The 20,110-nt window shown below is 43.0% G+C and carries 15 protein-coding genes; 7 read left to right on the top strand and 8 right to left on the bottom strand.

From position 1 onward, the window contains the following. Positions 1-13: 13 nt before the first annotated feature. From N693_RS0107165 to N693_RS0107155, 3 genes are all read left to right on the top strand, one after another. Positions 14-919: an ABC transporter permease gene (locus N693_RS0107165; protein WP_025784121.1), complete on the top strand. Its 906-nt coding sequence runs from the start codon at positions 14-16 to the stop codon at positions 917-919. 21 nt (positions 920-940) lie between these two features. Next, positions 941-2,764, top strand: coding sequence for an oligopeptide ABC transporter substrate-binding protein (opp4A, locus tag N693_RS0107160; protein ID WP_025784120.1), 1,824 nt, complete (start codon positions 941-943; stop codon positions 2,762-2,764). A 98-nt stretch (positions 2,765-2,862) separates the two neighbouring features. Continuing rightward, complete coding sequence (locus N693_RS0107155) at positions 2,863-3,567, top strand: CBS domain-containing protein (protein WP_025784119.1); 705 nt, start codon at positions 2,863-2,865, stop codon at positions 3,565-3,567. Positions 3,568-4,034: 467 nt separating this feature from the next. Here the strand turns inward: N693_RS0107155 and N693_RS0107150 are convergent, their stop codons facing one another. Then, the gene (locus N693_RS0107150; RefSeq protein WP_081760185.1) at positions 4,035-5,285 is read right to left on the bottom strand and encodes a TrkH family potassium uptake protein; all 1,251 of its coding nucleotides are present in this window, start codon (positions 5,283-5,285) and stop codon (positions 4,035-4,037) included. Between the two features lie 222 nt (positions 5,286-5,507). On the opposite strand from N693_RS0107150, the gene N693_RS0107145 reads away from it, so the two are divergent. Then, positions 5,508-6,257, top strand: a complete 750-nt coding sequence (locus N693_RS0107145) for an ATP-binding cassette domain-containing protein (protein ID WP_051508699.1) — start codon at positions 5,508-5,510, stop codon at positions 6,255-6,257. After that, on the top strand, positions 6,254-7,012 hold the full coding sequence (gene fetB, locus N693_RS0107140) for an iron export ABC transporter permease subunit FetB (RefSeq protein WP_025784116.1): 759 nt from the start codon (positions 6,254-6,256) through the stop codon (positions 7,010-7,012). The genes N693_RS0107145 and fetB overlap by 4 nt, the downstream gene beginning before the upstream one ends. 598 nt (positions 7,013-7,610) lie before the next feature. On the opposite strand, the gene N693_RS0107135 is transcribed toward fetB, so the two are convergent. Next, a complete protein-coding gene (locus N693_RS0107135; protein WP_025784115.1) occupies positions 7,611-8,564 on the bottom strand; it encodes an alpha/beta hydrolase in 954 nt (317 codons plus the stop codon). A 76-nt stretch (positions 8,565-8,640) separates the two neighbouring features. Here N693_RS0107135 and N693_RS0107130 point away from each other — a divergent pair, with 76 nt between their 5' ends. After that, the gene (locus N693_RS0107130; protein ID WP_025784114.1) at positions 8,641-9,279 is read left to right on the top strand and encodes a YIP1 family protein; all 639 of its coding nucleotides are present in this window, start codon (positions 8,641-8,643) and stop codon (positions 9,277-9,279) included. Positions 9,280-9,341: 62 nt separating this feature from the next. Here the strand turns inward: N693_RS0107130 and guaC are convergent, their stop codons facing one another. After that, positions 9,342-10,325 carry a GMP reductase gene (gene guaC, locus N693_RS0107125; protein ID WP_037592926.1) on the bottom strand — a complete coding sequence of 328 codons (984 nt, stop codon included), beginning with the start codon at positions 10,323-10,325 and terminating at the stop codon, positions 9,342-9,344. Between the two features lie 212 nt (positions 10,326-10,537). On the opposite strand from guaC, the gene N693_RS0107120 reads away from it, so the two are divergent. Then, positions 10,538-13,582, top strand: a complete 3,045-nt coding sequence (locus N693_RS0107120) for an efflux RND transporter permease subunit (protein ID WP_025784112.1) — start codon at positions 10,538-10,540, stop codon at positions 13,580-13,582. Positions 13,583-13,633: 51 nt separating this feature from the next. On the opposite strand, the gene N693_RS0107115 is transcribed toward N693_RS0107120, so the two are convergent. The 5 genes from N693_RS0107115 to N693_RS0107095 all read right to left on the bottom strand — a co-directional run bounded on the left by N693_RS0107115 (position 13,634) and on the right by N693_RS0107095 (position 20,100). Further along, on the bottom strand, positions 13,634-14,797 hold the full coding sequence (locus N693_RS0107115; RefSeq protein ID WP_025784111.1) for an oxalate decarboxylase family bicupin: 1,164 nt from the start codon (positions 14,795-14,797) through the stop codon (positions 13,634-13,636). Positions 14,798-14,848: 51 nt separating this feature from the next. Beyond that, a complete protein-coding gene (ggt, locus tag N693_RS0107110) occupies positions 14,849-16,480 on the bottom strand; it encodes a gamma-glutamyltransferase (protein ID WP_025784110.1) in 1,632 nt (543 codons plus the stop codon). 105 nt (positions 16,481-16,585) lie between these two features. Further along, entirely contained in the window at positions 16,586-17,926 is a 1,341-nt protein-coding gene (locus tag N693_RS0107105) for a uracil/xanthine transporter (protein ID WP_025784109.1), read from the bottom strand. Positions 17,927-18,088: 162 nt separating this feature from the next. Then, positions 18,089-19,003, bottom strand: a complete 915-nt coding sequence (locus tag N693_RS0107100) for a pseudouridine-5'-phosphate glycosidase (RefSeq protein WP_025784108.1) — start codon at positions 19,001-19,003, stop codon at positions 18,089-18,091. Then, the gene (locus N693_RS0107095; RefSeq protein WP_025784107.1) at positions 19,000-20,100 is read right to left on the bottom strand and encodes a carbohydrate kinase; all 1,101 of its coding nucleotides are present in this window, start codon (positions 20,098-20,100) and stop codon (positions 19,000-19,002) included. The genes N693_RS0107100 and N693_RS0107095 overlap by 4 nt, the downstream gene beginning before the upstream one ends. Positions 20,101-20,110 lie beyond the last annotated feature (10 nt).

Raw genomic sequence — 20,110 nt, 5'->3', positions numbered from 1 at the left:
GAGGGAATACTAAATGGTAACTATTGATGATAAAAAACTGATTGCTAAAGAAAAAGCAAATAATCCATCTCTTGCTAAAACGATATGGCGTGAAATTAGGCATGACAAAATGGCATTAATTTCACTGGTTCTGCTGCTTGGAATTTTGATAACTGCTTATAGTTCACCGCTGTTTATTGATCAGGAACAACTTCAACGAGTAAACTTCCTTGAAACTTGGGAAGCTCCTTCCGAAACCCACTGGCTGGGTACAGATGATGGAGGTCGTGATGTTTTCGGTCAGTTGCTTCTCGGAACACGCAACTCATTTACAATTGGGCTTAGTGTGACGGTTATTGCCGGACTTTTCGGTTTAACGATTGGTCTCATTTCCGGATTCTTTGGCGGTTGGGTTGATAATGTCATTATGAGAATTATAGATTTTCTGATGGTTCTGCCAAGTACAATGTTCATCATTGTGTTTATCGTCATTGTTCCGGATTACTCCATTTTAGCGTTCGTTCTAATAATGAGTGCATTTGCTTGGTTCCAAAAAGCCAGGCTGATCCGTTCCAAAGGACTTGCAGAACGTGAATTGGATTACATTAACGCATCCAAAACACTTGGCACACCAAGTTGGAAAATAATGTTTTTTGAAATGTTTCCGAATTTAAGCTCACTGGTCATTGTTAACATGACTTTGACGCTAGCTGGCAACATCGGACTGGAGACCGGCTTAACGTTCTTAGGATTTGGACTTCCAGCAAGCACACCGTCCCTAGGGACACTGATTTCGTTTGCTACGAATCCGGACATTCTCCAAAACAAATCATGGGTTTGGTTACCTGCAGCATTACTAATTCTAGTAATGATGCTGTGTATAAATTACATCGGGCAAGCGGTGAAGCGCGCGTCGGATGCGAGACAAAGATTGGCTTAAAAAAAAGGGGAGGTAAGACAATTGAAGAAAAGAAGTTTGATGTTGCTGGCAAGTCTAATGCTCGTGCTCAGTGTGTTCTTGGCTGCTTGTAGTGGCGACGATAGTGCAGATGGCGGAAAAGGAACGGACAAAGGGAAAGACAAAGGAAAAGATAAGGGGACTACTGAACAAGGTTCAGGTGAGAATGCAGCAGATATCGATTTCCCTCTAGACACAAGCAATGACAAAGAAGCAATGGAAGACGGCGAAATGACCATTGCAATGGTTGCAGATGAGCCTTTTGAAGGGACATTGAACTATAACTTCTACTCAGGTACGTATGATGCTGAAATTCTTGGATATTTCGATGAAGCACTACTCGACTCGGATGGTGATTACTTAATCACTAACAACGGTGCTGCAACATTCGAATTGTCAGAAGATAACAAAAAGTTGACTTTAAAAATCAAAGATGGCGTGAAATGGCATGACGGAGAGCCGGTTAAAACAAGCGACCTTCTTTACTCTTATGAAATTCTTGGACATCCGGATTATGCTGGTAACCGTTACGATTTCATGATTGAAAACGTAGTAGGTATGCCTGAGTATCATGAAGGAAAAACAAAAGAAATCTCTGGTATTAAAATTATCAATGACCAAGAGATGGAATTCACTTTCAATGTAGCTTCACCATCTATCCTTTCAGGATTCTGGTCATATGCTACACCACGTCACCATGTAGGGGATATCATGACTGGCGAAACAACAATTAAAGACCTTGAGTCTTCAGACAAAATCCGTGTAAATCCAATCGGTTTCGGACCTTACAAAATTGAAAAAATTGTACCAGGCGAGTCTGTACTTTACGCTCGTAATGACGACTACTGGAGAGGTAAACCAGCTCTTAAGTCAATTGTACAAAAAGTTGTTAGTTCATCAACAATTGTTGAATCTGTAAAAAAAGGCGATATCGACCTTGCTAGTATTCCAGCAGATCAATACGAAACGGTTAAAGATGTTGAAGATATTGAATTGTTGGCAAAAGTAGATCTTGCATATACGTATATCGGTTTTAAACAAGGTAAATGGGATGCAAAAAAGAAAGAAAATATTACAGATCCTAACGCTAAAATGGCTAGCAAAGAACTTCGTCAGGCAATGTGGCATGCAATGGATAACAAAACGATCGGTGAAAAACTTTACCATGGTCTTCGTTTCCCAGGAACTTCTTTAATCATCCCTGTGTTTGAAAGCTTCCACAATACAGAGATTGAAGGACGTCCATATGATCCTGAAAAAGCAAAAGAACTTCTTGAAGAAGCAGGCTTCAAAGATACAGACGGTGATGGATTCCGTGAAGATCAGAAAGGTGAAAAATTGGTCATCAACTTCGCTTCTATGTCAGGTGGAGAAACAGCTGAGCCAATTGCAAAAGCTTACATGCAAAACTGGGCAGACATTGGTTTAAAAGTTGAATTGGTTGACGGTCGTCTTCACGATTTCAACGCATTCTATGACATGGTTGAAAATGATGACCCGAAAATCGATATCTATCAAGGCGCTTGGGGAACTGGTTCCGACCCAGATCCATCCGGTCTATACGGACGCACAGCATCATTTAACTACACTCGCTGGACTAGTGAAGAGAACGATAAACTTCTGAAAGATGGTACCTCTGAAAAAGCGTTTGACTTGGAATATCGCAAAAAAGTATATGACGAGTGGCAAGAGCTTATGTTTGAAGAAGTACCTGTTGCACCAACTGTATACCGCTATGCTCTTAAAGCTGCTAATAATCGTGTAGTTAACTACTCAATAGATCCAAGTTCTGACTTGCGTCTATTCGAAATGGGCGTAAGTGAATAAGTGAACAAACGAAATCCGTCTCCTGCAAAGGAGGCGGATTTTTAATACGGTTCAACTGACTTTAATGGGTATACTTAGTGAAAGGAGTTGGTGTGGACATGTCTGTTAAAAATTCAGATCGGTTTATCATTGCTTATAATCGTATTGAAAAATCATTGTCTAAAAAAGTTGACGATAGCGGCTTTATGCCTTTTTATCGACTGATTGAAAAAGCGAAAATCAAGAACTCTGTTGTTCGGAATCATGAAGAAGACTTACGCGAGTTTGGCGACTTGCGAAACGCCATTATTCACCATCGGACAGGCGTCGATTATGTGATCGCCGAACCACATGATGATATTGTGGAACGCATTGAATTGATTGAACGGAAAGTGAGTAATCCTTTGAATGTGGGTGCCTTATTCGGTTGTAAGGTACATACACTGCAAGCGTCAGATCCGCTTACAGCTGCCCTTAGGCTAATGCGTGATAATAAGTTTGGTCAGCTGCCTATTTACCAAAATGGAAAATTCAAAGGGCTCATTACAGCTGCTGGAATTACACATTGGTTAGCAGGTCAATCGACAGAAGATTCTATTTCCCGGGAAATACCGACACTGTCTGACGTCTACAACTATGAAAAACGTAAAGAGTCGTTTGAATTTGTCAGAAGAGATCTATCTGTGTACGAAGCGGAGGATTATTTCAAACGGGCAATCTCCAGAGGAACGCGTCTCGAAGCCCTTTTGATTACAGATACTGCTGAGCATAATGAAAAGTTAATCGGGATTATTACACCTTACGATTTATTGAAAATTGACTAGCTTTGAGAGGAATCTGTAAAAGGTTTGTAAAGTAAAATATTTATTGCCTGTAAACTCGGCGAAGCGAAAGTGCTCATAAACTTGAGGAAGTGCTCATAACCCGTGGAAAGTGCTCATAAACTTGAGGAAGTGATCATAACCTGTGGAAAGTGCTCATAAACTTGAGGAAGTGATCATAACCCGTGGAAAGTGCTCATAAACTTGAGGAAGTGCTCATAACCCGTGAAAAGTGCTCATAAACTTGAGGAAGTGATCATAACCCGTGGAAAGTGCTCATAAACTTGAGGAAATGCTCACAACCTGTGGAAAGTGCTCATAAACTTGAGGAAATGCTCATAACCCGAGAAAAGTGCTCATAACACTATAAAGTAGCTCACCTACATTTCCTTGTAGAACCGATGTTGACCACAGAACCAAAAGAGACCTCCATACATCTGCATAAGCAGGCATATGGAGGTATCTTTTTGTCATCCTGTATGAACGCGATCGTATGAATACTTAAAAGTTTCCTTTTTAGGGCGAATCAGTAGGAAAAACAGTGTCAACGGTCCGATTCTTCCTAAAAACATCACTGCACAGAGAATCCATTCGCCTACGGGGGTCAAATCTCCTGTGATTCCAACCGACAGTCCTACGGTACCGAATGCCGACACCGTCTCAATTAACAATGGAAGGAATGGCAATGATTCCGTAACGGTTAACAAGAAAAATGCTGTGAATACGAGCATGGAACTAACAGCAGCAATTGCGAGAGAACGAGAAATGATTTCTGATTTGATCGTTCTTTTGAATAGGTGAGGTTCCGTCATTCCCCTAAAATACGCAAGAGTCGCGACTACAATGACGATGAATGTCGTGAGTTTAATACCTGAAGCCGTAGAAGCGCTCCCTCCACCAATGAACATTAGTAACAATGTCAGTAAGAGAGAACTGTCCTCCATATCAACGATAGGTACCATGTTGAAACCGGCAGTCCTTGGGGTGACTGCTTGAAAATAGGAGGTCAAGGCTTTATCCCCGAAAGTCATGTTGCCGATTGTTTTCGTATTGTGATATTCCAGGGCGAAGAATAAGAATGTAGCGATGAGATTGACGGTTAGCGTTCCAGCTAACATCATTTTCGTATTAAGAGACCAATGCTTAGATGACCGTTTTGAAACAACTTCTATGACAACAGTAAAGCCAAGGCCACCGATGATGAAGAGTGAGGATAGTATAAGTGTGACGGGAAGATTACCGGCAAACCCTACTAAGTTGTCAGGAAACAAGGAGAATCCTGCGTTATTAAAAGCTGAAACTACATGGAACAGGCTGTAGTAAAGACCGTGTTTCCAGCCGAAATCGGGTATCCATACGAGGGATAACAAAATAAAAGCGATCCCTTCAGTTAGGAACACAAAACTCAAAATGCTCCTTAGAAATTTGACGGTTCCTCCTATTGATTGTTGACTAAATGACTCTTGGAGAAATATGCGGTTTTTCATGCCGACTTTGCGTCCGAGAATCATTAATAGCGCAACTGCGAAAGCCATTAACCCAATCCCGCCAATTTGAATGAGAGCAAGGAGCACGATTTCACCGAATAGGGTAAGCGTAGTCGCAATGTCGAAGACACTTAGTCCTGTTACGGTTGTTGCGGATGTCGCAGTAAATAGTGCATTGGTCCAAGTTATCGGCACAGTTGTGGCAAAGGGGAGTTTGAGCAAAGCGGTTCCCATGAGTATCGTAACTAAAAAACTACCTGCTATGAGAACCGGAGGAGTGACCCGCCTTTTCCTAAAAATGAAAGATTTGTGCACTGTAAGACCTCCTTGTTGAAAGGGATATGGTATGGTTGATTATTGATCGAAATGGTAAAATTACAATAGGTCATTGGATGGGATAAATTAGAAAATTAAAGTGTGGGAAAATATGTTCAATACGATAGGAGCTTGAATGATATGAATAAACGAATTAGTAATCCCTCAACTCCATCATGTGCCCTTGAGCTAGATTGTGTGAGTTATAGCGCGAATCATACCGATATAATTAAAAAAGTGAGTGGTCAGTTTCCAAGGGGGAAAATTACCGCATTGATCGGACCATCTGGAGCTGGGAAAACGACATTGTTAAAGTTGTGCAATGGTCTCATCAGTCCAGTAGAAGGTGAAATTTACATAGATGGGAAGCGGATTGAAGAGCAATCCCCAATGTCAGTCAGGAGACATGTTGGTATTGTGTTGCAAAGTTCGCCAATGGTACAAGGCACCGTAAAGGATAATTTAGCACTTCCATTACAGCTACGTGGTAAAACTTTATCCGATGAACAAGCAATTGCCACCATGGATCGCGTTGGACTTCCATCGTCTCTTCTAACAAGAGATGCTCGTGAACTCTCTGGGGGACAAAAGCAAAAAGTATCTATTGCCCGTACGTTATTAAACCAATCAAAGATCTTGTTGCTAGATGAAATCACAGCATCTCTTGATCCTTCTTCCCTTCGAGAGATTGAAGATTTGATCGTCAAATTGAATGAGACGGAAAAGATTTCAATCGTTTGGATTACTCATAATTTGGAACAGGCCAATCGGATAGGGGAGTACTTCTGGGTGATGGTTGATGGAGAGCTACGTGAAGTAGGTACCAAAGAAGATATTATTACATCAGAGGATGAAGATGTGAAGCGGTTTGTGAGAGGGGGATTGTCATGAGTTGGATGACATTAAGTTTAACGTTAATATTTGTTTTCATCCCTTTATTACTATCAAAAACGCTGAATCTGGGACTGGAACGAGATACGATTGTTGCAACACTTCGTTCAACTGTGCAACTTATTGCGGTAGGATTTGTGTTGAAATTTGTGTTCGATTCCGAACATGCGATTTTCATTATATTAATGGTACTGTTGATGATTGTTGCCGCTGTACAAAATGCCCGGCACAAAGGAAAAGCCATTAAAGGGATCACGTGGAAGTTGTTTGTGACGTTTGTGGCGATTGAAGTATTGACGCAAACTGTCTTGCTCGGATTACATATTGTTCCTCCGACCGCTCAATACATTATTTCGCTAAGTGGTATGGTGATCGGGAATTCAATGGTTCTCGCGATTTTGTTTTTAAACCGTTTCACTGCTGAAGTAGAAGCGCATCGTGATGAAAGCGAACTGATTTTATCTCTTGGTGGAACTCCAAAGCAGTCCATCAATCGTCAGTTAATGAAATCAATTCAGGCAAGCATGATACCAACGATTGAAAGCCAGAAGACAATTGGACTCGTGCAACTTCCGGGAATGATGAGTGGACAAATCATTGCAGGAGCGGATCCGGTCCAGGCGGTTCAATTTCAATTACTTGTTGTGTTTTTGTTACTGGCAACTGCGGCGATGACGAGTGTGTTGCTCGGATTTTTGTCCTATAGAAGTTTGTTTACGGAAAGGATGCAATTATTGAAAATAGACTTGAATTAAAAGTAATACAGAGTGACATTCACACCGTTTCAATTGCGGTTAAATATTGAGAGGGAATTAAATTTGGGATTGTAGGTGTCTTTATAGAGGGAGCTTTTGGAAGGGATGCTCATAAAACCAGAAAAGTGCTCATAAAGCTAGAAAAGTGATCATAAATCATTGAAAGTGCTCATAAAGCTAGAAAAGTGATCATAAATCATTGAAAGTGCTCATAAAACCAGAAAAGCGCTCATACCCCAGGGAAAGTGCTCATAAAGCCTGAAGAACGCTCATAACCCAGAGAGAATGCTAATAAAACCTGAAGTACTACAAGCATGGCTTTCCACAATAAATGCCAGTCCATCACGTCACCTCGCTTTTAGACTAGTATGGGGAAAACATACTAAAAGTATCCTTGTTTCATACCCTTCCAAAAGTCTTTCGCAGTGTACAACTCTGTAATTCTTTCCTTCTCAGTAACGTACCCTTAACAGCAAGGAAAGAAAAGTACGCTTGCCATCCAGCAATGAAACTTTTCCGTCATACTATCGTAAGAGAAGGTATACAATAAAATCTCATATGAAAAAACGCTCTCCTGATAGGGAGAGCGATCTGGTATTCAATCAAGTACTTTTTCAAGAAATTGAGATAGCTTTTCTTCGTACTCACCTGTGATATTGTCAAACGCTTTCGTATGTCCTGCGTCTGGAACAATCCATAACTCATTATCTCCACTGGCTGCCTCGTACAATTCAGTCGCCATTTCGGTAGGAACTAAGTCATCTGCATCGCCATGAATTAGAAGCAAGGGTACTTTATTCTTCTTTACTTGGTCCACCGCGGATGCTTCTTGAAGCGTATATCCTGCCCGGATATTAGAGACGACACTCGTAACTTCTAGCAATGGGAATGCTGGTAATCCATAGATGGACTTCAACTGGTGCGCCAGTTCCTTTTTAACCGTACTATATGAACTGTCTGCAACAATTCCTTTCACTTGCTTCGGCAATTGTTCACCACTTGTCATTAAAACAGTTGCAGCGCCCATGGAATTCCCTTGCAAAATGATTTGTTCAGCGTCATGCTGTTGAATGAGGTATTTAATCCAGTCCTTGTAATCGAGGCGTTCGTGCCAACCATAGCCGATATAATCGCCTTCACTATCTCCATGACCGCGTGCGTCAGGGAGCAGGACATCAAATCCTTGGTCGTAGTAGAACTTTGCGTATTTTCCCATGTCTTCTCCAGTATTGCGGAAACCGTGGGCAAGAATGACTGCTTTGTGTGCATTGTTTTTATTGTTGTTGATAAATTGAGCTTTCAGCTTTAAGTTATCGTAGGATTGCATGGTAATGGTGTTTTTTGGTTGCTCGGCATACCAGATTTTAGCTTCCTTAAGCAACGCTTGGTCCGTATCACTGGCGATATCATTTACGGCTTCAGATTCACTGTGAAGTTTTACTTCAGTACCGCGCTTTATCCCTTGGTTATAAAAGTAATTGCCAGCAAAAACGAGTGCAACAAGCAGTATGACAACGAGTGTACTAAGTGTAATTAAAATTTTTCTTTTCAAAAAATGTCACCCCCTAAAAGTCAGTGTACCATCTTTTCGATCCGAGGGGAGTGACAAGTTCAAAGGAGGACGATTCATGAATTTAAAACCATTGCTTACTATTTGGAGCAGACCGACTGCCACCTTGCAGTATTTGAAGAATGAAACAACCATTGGCTATGCCATTCTGATTTTCGCCATTGCTGCACTTGCGTCAGGAGGTTATCAAGCGGGAACCTCAGGATTATTCAGCGCTTTACCACTGGGTGCACTCATTCCGCTGTTCATTTTACTAACATTTGTGGGTGCACTCATATCATGGGTGATTGGTGCAGCACTTTATCAGTGGATTGGGAAGGGGTTGTTCGGCGGAACTGGCACATTCTCTGAAATGCTTCACGTAGCGCCAGGTGCGACCCTACCATCTATCTGGCTAGCCCCTGTCAACTACTTAGTTATCTTAGGATATGGTAAATTAGCATTCGAAGCGCCCCCTGCGGAAACGTTTGCGATTACGAACTTACCAATGGGTGTGTACTTGATTTCTATGTTCCTGACATTTGCATTAGGGATTTATAGCATAGTCATCTCATGTAAAGGAATCGGCATCGTCCATGGTTTCTCAGCGTGGCGTGGCCTCGGAGTACTTCTCGTTGTGTTTGTAATTGGGTTGATCGCAGCTATAGTCATCTCACTAACGATAGGAATCATGATTATTTCGATATTTTCTTTATAACCTTAATAAAACCGAAATCCCATTACAGGGACTTCGGTTTTATCAGTTAGTTAAATTAGGAATTAATAAACTTTATCTCCATTGAAAATAGAGTTCTTCACAATTGCATAATCCACTGTACGAATTGCATCCAACTTTTTACCACCTGCATAAGAAATAGATGACTGCAAGTCTTGTTCCATTTCAGTTAATGTATCTTGAAGAGGTCCTTTGTACTCGACGTACATCTTCTTACCTTCAACATTTTTCTTCTCACCCTTTTGGAACTCTGAAGCCGAACCGAAGTATTCTTTATACTGTTCGCCGTCTCGTTCCACTGTCTGACCAGGAGACTCTTCGTGACCGGCAAATAGTGAACCGATCATCACCATGCTTGCGCCAAAACGTACAGATTTAGCGATGTCGCCGTGAGTACGGATTCCGCCATCTGCGATAATTGGCTTCGATGCAGCTTTTGCACACCAGCGAAGTGCTGCGAGCTGCCAGCCACCAGTACCGAAACCAGTTTTAATTTTCGTGATACATACTTTACCAGGTCCAATTCCGACCTTCGTTGCATCAGCGCCAGCGTTTTCGAGTTCACGAACGGCTTCTGGTGTTCCGACGTTACCTGCAATAACGAAACTCTCTGGCAAATGGTTTTTAATATGTTGAATCATACGGATCACGGCATTTGAATGACCGTGTGCGATATCAATTGTAATATAATCTGGAACAAGTCCATTTTGAGCGAGCTGTTCTACAAACCCATACTCATCTTCTTTAACTCCGACACTAATCGAAGCAATCAGTCCACGACTGTGCATGTCACGGATGAATGCAGGGCGTGATGCAGGGTCAAAGCGGTGCATAATATAGAAGTAACCGCCTTCAGCGAGTTGAATAGCAATTTTTTCGTCAATGATTGTTTGCATATTGGCAGGGACAACGGGTAAGCGGAACGTATGCTTTCCCAGTTTGACAGAAGTATCACACTCAGATCGGCTGTCAACGATACATTTTGCGGGAATTAGTTGAATATCTTCATAATCGAATACTACATCCATTATTGAACACTCCTAAAAGCGAATAATTTGTTTGGGACGAGATGTAATTGTTCGTCCTTATGTAATGTACAAGATTCAAAAGTAATTGTCAAACAATTACTGTGCATTTTTGTGAGTTTCTTAATTGTGATTGGTAGTTGACTGTGACATTCTATAGAATAGAGATAATATTGCGTTGGAAGTGCTATCAGAAAGAAAAAGGGAGGATACTTATGGTCTATCTATTAAAGCGGAGTAAATTATTTATTTTTCTTATCTTCATCCTCATGCTAGTTGGTATTTATACGTTTTTAACGCTCCCAAAACGTGAAATTCCTGAAACCCCTGTCGATCTTGTAATGGTATCTTCGGTTCTTCCAGGGGCAGAACCATCGGAAGTAGAAAGGACAATAACGAATCCACTAGAGCGAGCGGTTAAAAAAGTAGACGGTATCGATACGATGAATTCCGTTTCAGCGAATTCTGCATCCATCATTACATTATCGTTGAAAGACGGAATTGACTCGGATCAGACAATCAGTAAATTGCAACAAGAAGTGCAGCGCTCTGCTAGTGAGTTGCCAGAGAATGCTCAAACACCTGAAGTGAAAAAACTCGACCTAGCATTTCCACTCGTTTCGTATATGTTTACTGGAGACGAAGAAGCTCTTGCAGGCTTAGAGACCTCGTTTGAAAGCCTTTCAGATGATATTCAGTCTATAGAAGGAGTTGCTGGAACAACCCTCAAAGGGTTTAAGGAAAAGCAACTGATGATTACACTCGACCCTGAAAAAATGGCGGAAAATCGACTGCAACCGTTTGATGTACTCAATGTGTTGCAACAATCGAATCAGCCACTCTCACTTGGAACACACGATGACGGTAAAGAGCGTGTAGTTTTGACAGTAAAACAAGATGAAGGTATTGAAAAACTAAAGCAATTACAAATTGGTGATGCTGCTGTGCCGTTGGCTAAAGTAGCGGATATTGGAGAAGTAGCAAAAGAAGCAAAAGACATTGTCACATTTGACGGACAATCTGCAATTTCTTATACAATTTTTCTTCAGCCGGGGCAAGATATCCCTTCCATGGATAAGACCATCGCAAAGAAAATGGATCGATATATTGAAGACCTTCCTAAAGAAGTAACGGCTCACACCTATGAATCTCAAGCAGATAATGTGAACTCAATCTTCAATAGTTTGTATGTTTCACTACTCATCGCAGTCATTGCAGTACTAGTTGTGACAACAGCTGGACTGACATTGTACGGTTCGTTTGCAGTTGCATTGACCGTTCTTGCTTCTGTCCTCGTTGGCCTCATCCCAATACCATACATGGGAGTCGACTTGAACCAGATATCAGTCATCGGGCTCATAATCGCAATCGGGATTCTCGTCGATGATAGTATCGTCGTGAATGACAATATCCAGCGGCGATATAAACTTGGGGATTCACCTCTGGATGGTGCTGTAAATGGTGTCAAAGAAGTCTATACATCTATTATCTCTTCCAGTTTAGCGATTGTTGTGACGTTTTCACCGTTACTATTACTATCTGGAGGAAATGGCGCATTTATCAAAGCCCTCCCTAGTATCTTAATCACAACAATTATTGCTTCGACTGTATTTTCGGTTACGCTCGTTCCGATGCTTCAATTCATCAAAACGAAAAGACGCAATAAAAAAATCTCAGATACTCCCGGATTCTTAGGTAAACCTTTGGAGAAAATTGCCGTATTTTATTCTGAAAAAGTATTGCGCATCGTTTTGAAGCGACCGTTACTTGTTGGAATAGGCGGGTTGGTCATCGCGACAGGACTGCTATTCTTAGCACTGCTCACACCGTTCGAATTCTTCCCGGCTGCTGACAAAGAAGAAGTGACAATGAACGTCCGACTCGCAGCAGGGACGACAATAGATGAAACCAATAACGAAATCCAAAAGATCATTGACGAAGTTTCAGATGAAGATGAAAACGTAAAAGAAACTGCTATTTTCACAGGTAGCGGTTTACCAAATCTGTTTGCTTCCTCAATGGATAACACGGGGGAAAACACAGGGCAAGCGGTGTTCCGTATTAAAAAAGACAATATGAGCGCATCTGAATTCATCGACAAATGGGAACCGGAATTGCGGAAGCGTTACAGCGATGCGGAAATCTTCCTCGATACAATTGTCCAAGGACCGCCTGTCGGAGCACCTGTAACTGTTACGATTAAAGGTGATGATATCGACCAACTCTCACAACTGCGCGATGATTTGAAAAAACGTTTACTTGAAAAGGGCGCAGACATTGTAACGGATAACCTAGGAGAACCTGTTCCAGCTGTCCAATATGTTCCGAATCGACAAGCACTTGAGGATAATGGGATTTCCTTAAGTTTAGTAACGAACCAATTACAGTTGTTAACGCAAGGCGTCCCTTTGTTCAAGTTGTATGAAGGGGATATTTCAAAGCAAGTCGTGTTGAAGGAAAAAGGAGTGAATGAGGGGGAACCTGTAGACCTCTCAGATAGCGCCGTGCCTTCCATGACGACTCAAGGTCCACCGAAACTCATCCCATTGGATGAATTGCTCACTTCAGAAAAGACCTCGTTACTCGCGCAAGTTCCTCATGAAAAAGGAGAGCGCGCGATTACGTTAAAAGCGTATGGCGATGCTGATGGATTTAAAGATGACATGTTAGATGCTGCTGAAGCAGAAAAGAAAGGTCTACCTGAAGGCTATACAATTTCAACGGGTGGGGAGAATTCGGATCAGCAAGCATTCTTTGCTGAAATCGGAATTCTATTCTTAGTCGTCTTGCTACTTGTATACTTGGTCATTGCGTTCCAATTTAAGTCGTTCAGTTTACCATTCCTCGTGCTATTCGCGGTGTATCTAGGTATTTCTGGTGCGATTCTAGGATTGTTCATCACACAGACGCCTCTCAGCTTCCTTGGTGTCATGGGGATTGTCTCGTTGACGGGTATTGTAGTAAGGAACGCAGTAGTGTTAATCGACTTTGTGGAAGCCCGTCGTCTCCTAGGCAATATGGATGTCATTGAAGCCATTGTGGAGTCAGGCTACGCACGTATCAAACCAATCATTTTAACATCACTGACGTCAATTGTTGCATTGATTCCAGTAGCTGTATCGGGTGACCCATTATTTGAAGCACTTGCAATTACAATTATCGCGGGTCTTGCCTTCTCGAGTTTGTTTACATTGGTCATGATTCCATCATTGTATCTGGTGTATTACAAACTCATAGGACGTAAAGCAGAACGCGTATAATAGAACGAAAAAATCCACAGCCATTGAGCTGTGGTTTTTTCATGTGCATTATTAATATTTAACATTGGGGCGTTTGTCGCTATGCAATGCATTTTTCATGAATTCATTACTAAGCGGCAAGTGTTCTTTAAGGAGTTCTGGAGGTGTTTGTGACATCCACTGGTTGAGGGACACGTCTGCAAAATGGTCGCTGCGGAACATTTCCAAGAAACGCAGAGGTGTGTCACCTGTATTCTGGATATAGTGCCCCATTGCAAACGGAACGTAACCGACGTCTCCTGCTTGATAATCATACGTACGAGCCTTGCCACCAGAGGCGAAAACAGTCATGCGACCCTGTCCTTCAAGATAGTATTGCCATTCTGCTTCGTTCGGATGCCAGTGTAGTTCCCGGATCCCACCAGGTTCTACTTCTACTAAAGCAGCAGCAATTGTTTTAGATGCTTTGAAGTTGCTAGAATCTGCAATCCAAGCTTTACCGCCACTCGTTTCAACTGGTTCGACATCCATCAACTTAAAGCTATACGGACATTCCACAAATTCGTTTGTGTCTGGGGGCAAGTCTTCAGCGATTGGGCCAGGCACAGCACCTTGATACATATAAACTTCACCACTTGGAATGTTATCAAATTCCTCTTCGGATACTCCGAAGTTTGCTGCAAGCACGTCTTTTGGAGTGTGTGCAAACCAGTCTGTAATTGAAAATGTACTGTTCTCTGAGAAACTACCATCGTCAAATGCGAGGATGAATTCAGCACCCTCATTCAGTCCTTTGATGGAATGAGGAACGCCAGAAGGGAAATACCATAAGTCTCCGGCTTCTACATCGTCGACGAATTCGCGTCCATCGGGTGAAATGGCCGTAATACGAGCCTTCCCTTTAATCATATAGGACCATTCCGCTTCTTTGTGCCAGTGTAATTCACGGACACCGCCAGGCTCTAAGTGCATGTTAACACCTGCAATCGTCTTGGAGGCAGGCATTTCACGTACCGTAACCTCACGGGACCAACCCCCATGTTCGACACGCATATGGGAGTGAGCAAAAGGGAATTTCAAGTTAGGCATCGTACCGCTGTCTGTGTCAGGGGGAACTATAATATCCGGGTTTTGACGGTCGATTTCAGGATTATTGGCGCCCCAAATGTGACCACCTCTATCATTTTTAATAGGTTGAGGGTTTGTTTGTGTCTCGTTATCAGTTTTAGTGTTCATCGTAAAATCTCCCTTCGAGTTTTCGATTTAGTTGTAATGCATTCATGTCGATCAATTCCCGATGGCTAGTCCGCCCGCACGTGGGTCAGCACCTGCTTCAATCCGGTCCGGCCAAATACGGATTGCCTGGGCATGGCCCATCAGGTCGCTGAAGTTTTCGATCATGGTGACATTCACGTGACCGAGGTCTTTCAGTTTTTCAGCGATTTGCTTATCATAACGTCCTTCTAGACGTAAGCCCCGTACGTTTTCACCCCATGTCCGACCGAGCAACCACCTTGGGGCATCGATTGCTTCTTGCACGGAGTATCCTTGGTTCAATAAACGCATAATGATTAAAGCCTGTGTCTGTGGCTCACCGTCACCACCCATCGCTCCCACGATGAGTTCAGGTTTATCCTCATGGAAGACCATGGAACAGGTGAGAGTATGTGCAGGGCGTTTGTTAGGCTCTAATTTGTTGCGTGCTTTTGAGTCGAGTGAGAAATAGCTTCCTCGGTTTTGAAGCATCATTCCAGTTCCTTCTGCGACAACGCCAGAACCCCATTCCCAATACAGACTTTGAATGACACCGACAGCATTGCCTTCATCATCCACTGCGCAACTAAAGGTTGTATCTCCTTTATTGGCATATCCATTTTCAGGAGGTCCAAGAGCTGGATCATGCATTTTTTGCACTCGTTCCTTGAAGTACTCTTTGCTTAGGAGTACATCGGTCGGAACTTTATTAAAATCAGGATCATCTAGGAATTCATCACGATCCATGAAAGAGAACGCTGTTGCACGGGTAAATGCATCGATGAACTGTTCCTCATGACCTTTCATGCTTGTAATATCTAGATGATCCATCATCCCGAGAATTTGAAGGGTCACCATACCTGCGGAGTTAGGCGGGGGGGAAATGACTATCCGATCGCCATATTGAACTTCAATCGGCTCTTCCCAGGTGGCCCGATGGCGTGCAAAATCATCTTTTTTCAGTAGGCCGCCATGCTGTTGTAGGAAGTCAGTTACCTTATCTGCAATCTCACCTTTGTAAAAAGCATCCATGCCGTGTTCTGCAATTAGCTCAAGTGTTTTCCCTAAGTCAGGGTTTTTCATCGTATCGCCTTTCATGTAAGGGGCAACGCCTTGTTTGAGAAAGACTTTTGCGGTGGATGGGTAGGTGCGTAGTAAAGTTAGTGCAACTTCTGAGAATTTTGCAAGAGATCGCCCGACGGGGAAGCCTTCATTTGCATATTCAATTGCGGGCTCCAGACATTCTTTCATTGTAAGCTTTCCAAATCGTTCGTGAGCTTCAATCCATCCACTCACGGCTCCGGGTACTGTCGTGACAGCTTTTGGCCCTCGGATATCCATGCCTTCTTCTTTGTTGAACTTGTCGAGAGTCACATCTTCACCTGAATGTCCTGTAGCATTCAGAGAATATCTTTTACCTGTTTTTGCATCATAGATGAGCCAGAACGAATCTCCTCCTGCACCCGTCATGTGGGGGAATACAACTCCAAGTACAGAGTTGGCGGTTACCATGGCGTCGATTGCATTCCCGCCTTTGTTGAGGATTCGATTAGCTGCCATCGAGGCGAGTTTGTTAGGGGTGGCGACAGCATTTTTCTTTGCCATGAAAGAGCTGCCGTACCGAGGGTCAATATCTTCGCCGATTCTGCTAGATTCGTAATTCATTGTTTCACCTTCCTCTTTTTTTGTTTTTCTAGTAAATTGGTTCTACTATCTTGCATACCCAGTAAAATTCCAGTAAAACTTGTATTCTGAGTTTTCGCATTGGTTTTATGAATTTTTAATGTGATCCCATTTAATAGTATTCTCCAGAATGAGAGCAATCAGAATGCCCATTAAGAGCCCATTGCCGATAATTGGTTGGATAAATCCTGGTAAGGAGGAGAAATACGAATCCGGCATCACCATAATGACAACGGCAACGAACACAGGAATAGCGGAGCGATAGACATTTCGGCTGTTGAGCCGGATTTTCTCAAAGAAACTGAAAGAAGAGTTAAGCAGTTGCAAATAAGCAACAAACAGTACAGTGCTCCCAATGCTAAGAGGTATGTTCGAGAAAAAGAGTGAGACAGGAGGTATGATACCCATCAAAAGAAACAGCGCACTGCCGATGATGAATGGAAGTCGTCTGACAATCCCGGACTGTTCGAGAAAACCAATTGAAGACACAAAAGGTGCGTAGGGGACAAGACCAAATAGTCCGCTCCCTGCTGTGAGTCCACCCGAAATGGTCAAACTGCGATTATATTGTTTTTTGCTTGTTTCCTCGTCATACAAATCTTTGGATTCGGTACCTTTTAAAGCTCCAAATGTATTTGCCAGATTCATAAGGCCAGTGATAACGGCCATCGCAATAATCCCGATATTCCAAGCAGGTTTTCCTAAATGGAATAACTCAAATTGAAATGAGGCATCCGATTTTACCGTATGTTCTGGACCAATTATGAGTGCATAAGCAGCCCAGCCTACGACTATACCGCCAAGCAACGTGTATTTACTCACTTTTTTCGGTGCTTTGATGTTAGTGACAATCATGGCGGCAGCAATCACGAACGTGAGCGCTGCAACAGAAAGTTGGATTTTTGCATCGTCTGGTGGATTCCCCATTGGAATGCCTAGCATCCCTTCGAGGAAGATTTTAATAAGTTGGAATCCGAACAGTAGCATGAAGACGCCCATGACTCCTGGATTAAACAGCTTAGCAAGTGCGGGGCCCCATCCGAACAGTCCGATGGCGACAGTCATCACAGCAGAAATCAGGACACCGACAGTAAGACTCCCTCCTAATTCACTCATAGAAACTCCTTGTGAGCTTGCGAGACTCACAGTGGAGAGAATCATCCCCCACCAAAGTCCTGACTGACCTTCAAGGATTGCTCGTTTGTGACCGAAAAACGCCTGCAGTAAACAGGCAATTCCTGTCACTATGAAAGACAGCTGGAGTGTAGAAATAATACTGTCTTGATCGAGATTGAACGCTTTTCCTACAGTTATCGGGATAATGACAATGTTGGCGAAAATGAAGAAAAACCATTCCAGACCGGCTATCCAGTCGGATGGCCTCTTCAACTCAGCCGTTTCCATCTTGGCTTGCTTTTTAATATCCATAATGTGAACCCTCCCATTTTTCAGAGTTGTGTATATTATCCGAGTTTCCCTTGTGAAATGGGTTTAAACTATTAGGGGAAGATTTACCTAGTAATAGAAAGTTGGTAAATGGAGAACAAAAAAAGAGCACTTCTGGAATGAAGTACTCTTTTGAAAGGATTGTTATTTAGTTTTGCTTAACGCCACAGCAATCTTAGCTCCTACGACTGCGTTGTGCTTCACGAGGGCGATGTTAGCTACTAGGCTCTTGCCATCTGTGAGGTCTTTCACTTTACCGAGCATGAATGGTGTAACGTCTTTCCCTTTAATTCCTTTTTCTTTTGCTTCAGCAAGGGCTTGATCGATGATTCCATTGATCATTTCAGGATCGAGTTCGTCTGCTTCAGGAATCGGATTGGCAATCACAGCTCCACCTGCAAGTCCAAGATGCCATTTCACAGCAAGTGTTTCAGCAACAACTTCTGGATTGTTTGCACGGAAGTTCACAGGGAATCCACTCTTACGCGTATAGAATGCAGGTAGTTCATCAGTTTCATATCCGATGACTGGAACGCCTTTTGTTTCTAGGTATTCCATAGTAAGACCGATATCAAGAATCGACTTTGCACCTGCACAAACGACAGCGACATCTGTTTTTGCAAGCTCTTCCAAGTCTGCCGAGATATCCATTGTTGTTTCGGCACCACGGTGCACGCCACCGATTCCACCTGTTACAAACATGCGGATTTCAGCTAGGTCTGCACAAATCATTGTCGCAGCAACTGTTGTCGCACCAAGTTGCTTAGTAGCTAGCAAGTACCCGATATCACGACGTGAAACTTTTGCTACGTTATCGCTTTTACCGAACATTTCAAGCTCATCATAAGACAATCCGATTTTAATTTGCCCGTCGATCAATGCAATTGTTGCAGGAACTGCACCGTTGTCACGGATGATTTGTTCTACTGCACGAGCAGTTTCCACGTTTTGTGGATACGGCATGCCGTGAGAGATGATAGTCGATTCAAGTGCCACGATTGGTTGTCCAGCGGCTTTTGCGTTTAAGACTTCTTCTGAGTAGACGATATAGGATTTCATTTGTATTCCTCCAGTTCATTTTCGAGTCCATTGGCGGTCAGTTCAGGTCTGACCGTATAGGTGGATGCTAACGTTTTTGCTGCGTTTACAAGACCATAGGAAATCGAGTCATTGAGTGTACGTTCCATTACTGCAGCATGTAGTACTCCCGAGACAAATGCATCTCCAGCTCCTGTCACGTCTTCTACAGAGACTCCAGGTATCGCGGAATGATGATGAATTGTGCGTGTTGCGCGGTCGCCTGCCATAATCCCTTTTTTTCCGCGAGTAATGATGGCATGTTCTGTTCCGGAGTCAAGGAGTGCGGAAACGGCTGTTTTCCAGTCGTCATCGTTTTGAATCGTAACACCAGTTAACGTTTCAGCTTCATCTTCATTGCAGATGAACCAAGTTAGCCCCTCAAGCGTGTCTGGCAAATGCGCCATTTTGGGACCGGAAACAGGGACGATTGCAAGTGGAACCTGGTGACGGACAGCTACATCTCGAATCACTTCTGCAGTTTCTTTTGCTACATTAAGATCTATAACAATCATCCTTGCGCGAGCTAAGTGCCGTTCGAGAGAAGCAATGTAGTCGGCGTTTAGTGACTCATACACATCCATCACTGCCATCGCAATTACGAGCTCGCCGTGTTTGTCTAACACCGCAGAATATGAGCCAGTCGAGGCATCGGGTAATAACCGTACCGACGTCAAGTCCATATAGGGAGATGAATGCGTTGCAATCAAGTCCCAGTCTGCGTCTTTGCCAGCTGTAGTTATCAATCGAACAGGATGGTCAAGCCGACCAAGGTTTTCAGCAATGTTGCGAGCGACACCGCCAATTGTAACAGACATTTCGGCAGGGTTTGACGTACCAGACGCTACCGAACCAGTGACATGAAACTTACGGTCGACGTTTGCACCACCGATACAAATAATTTCATCCTCCGGTGCTAACACATAGGCTCTACCTGCGATATATCCACGTTTCGTCAATGCGGATATAAGGTTAGCGACAGCGGGGCGGGAAAGTCCAAGACCCTCTGCTAGCTCTTGCTGGGAACAGTATGGATTTTGCCGGATTAAGGAAATCAGCTGCTGTTCTTTTTCGTTCACTGTACACACC

This window comes from Sporosarcina sp. D27 (assembly GCF_000586555.1).
GTDB lineage: Bacteria > Bacillota > Bacilli > Bacillales_A > Planococcaceae > Sporosarcina.
This window is presented reverse-complemented; position numbering and strand designations above follow the sequence as displayed.

What these genes read in the sequence shown, in the direction of transcription:
- N693_RS0107105 (WP_025784109.1), bottom strand. Translation starts at nt 17,926, where the DNA reads ATGGATATTAAAAAGCAAGCCAAGATGGAAACGGCTGAGTTGAAGAGG.
- ggt (WP_025784110.1), bottom strand. Translation starts at nt 16,480, where the DNA reads ATGAATTACGAATCTAGCAGAATCGGCGAAGATATTGACCCTCGGTAC.
- guaC (WP_037592926.1), bottom strand. Translation starts at nt 10,325, where the DNA reads ATGGATGTAGTATTCGATTATGAAGATATTCAACTAATTCCCGCAAAA.
- fetB (WP_025784116.1), top strand. Translation starts at nt 6,254, where the DNA reads ATGAGTTGGATGACATTAAGTTTAACGTTAATATTTGTTTTCATCCCT.
- N693_RS0107165 (WP_025784121.1), top strand. Translation starts at nt 14, where the DNA reads ATGGTAACTATTGATGATAAAAAACTGATTGCTAAAGAAAAAGCAAAT.
- N693_RS0107120 (WP_025784112.1), top strand. Translation starts at nt 10,538, where the DNA reads ATGGTCTATCTATTAAAGCGGAGTAAATTATTTATTTTTCTTATCTTC.
- N693_RS0107155 (WP_025784119.1), top strand. Translation starts at nt 2,863, where the DNA reads ATGTCTGTTAAAAATTCAGATCGGTTTATCATTGCTTATAATCGTATT.
- N693_RS0107130 (WP_025784114.1), top strand. Translation starts at nt 8,641, where the DNA reads ATGAATTTAAAACCATTGCTTACTATTTGGAGCAGACCGACTGCCACC.
- N693_RS0107100 (WP_025784108.1), bottom strand. Translation starts at nt 19,003, where the DNA reads ATGAAATCCTATATCGTCTACTCAGAAGAAGTCTTAAACGCAAAAGCC.
- N693_RS0107115 (WP_025784111.1), bottom strand. Translation starts at nt 14,797, where the DNA reads ATGAACACTAAAACTGATAACGAGACACAAACAAACCCTCAACCTATT.
- N693_RS0107150 (WP_081760185.1), bottom strand. Translation starts at nt 5,285, where the DNA reads ATGGGAACCGCTTTGCTCAAACTCCCCTTTGCCACAACTGTGCCGATA.
- N693_RS0107145 (WP_051508699.1), top strand. Translation starts at nt 5,508, where the DNA reads ATGAATAAACGAATTAGTAATCCCTCAACTCCATCATGTGCCCTTGAG.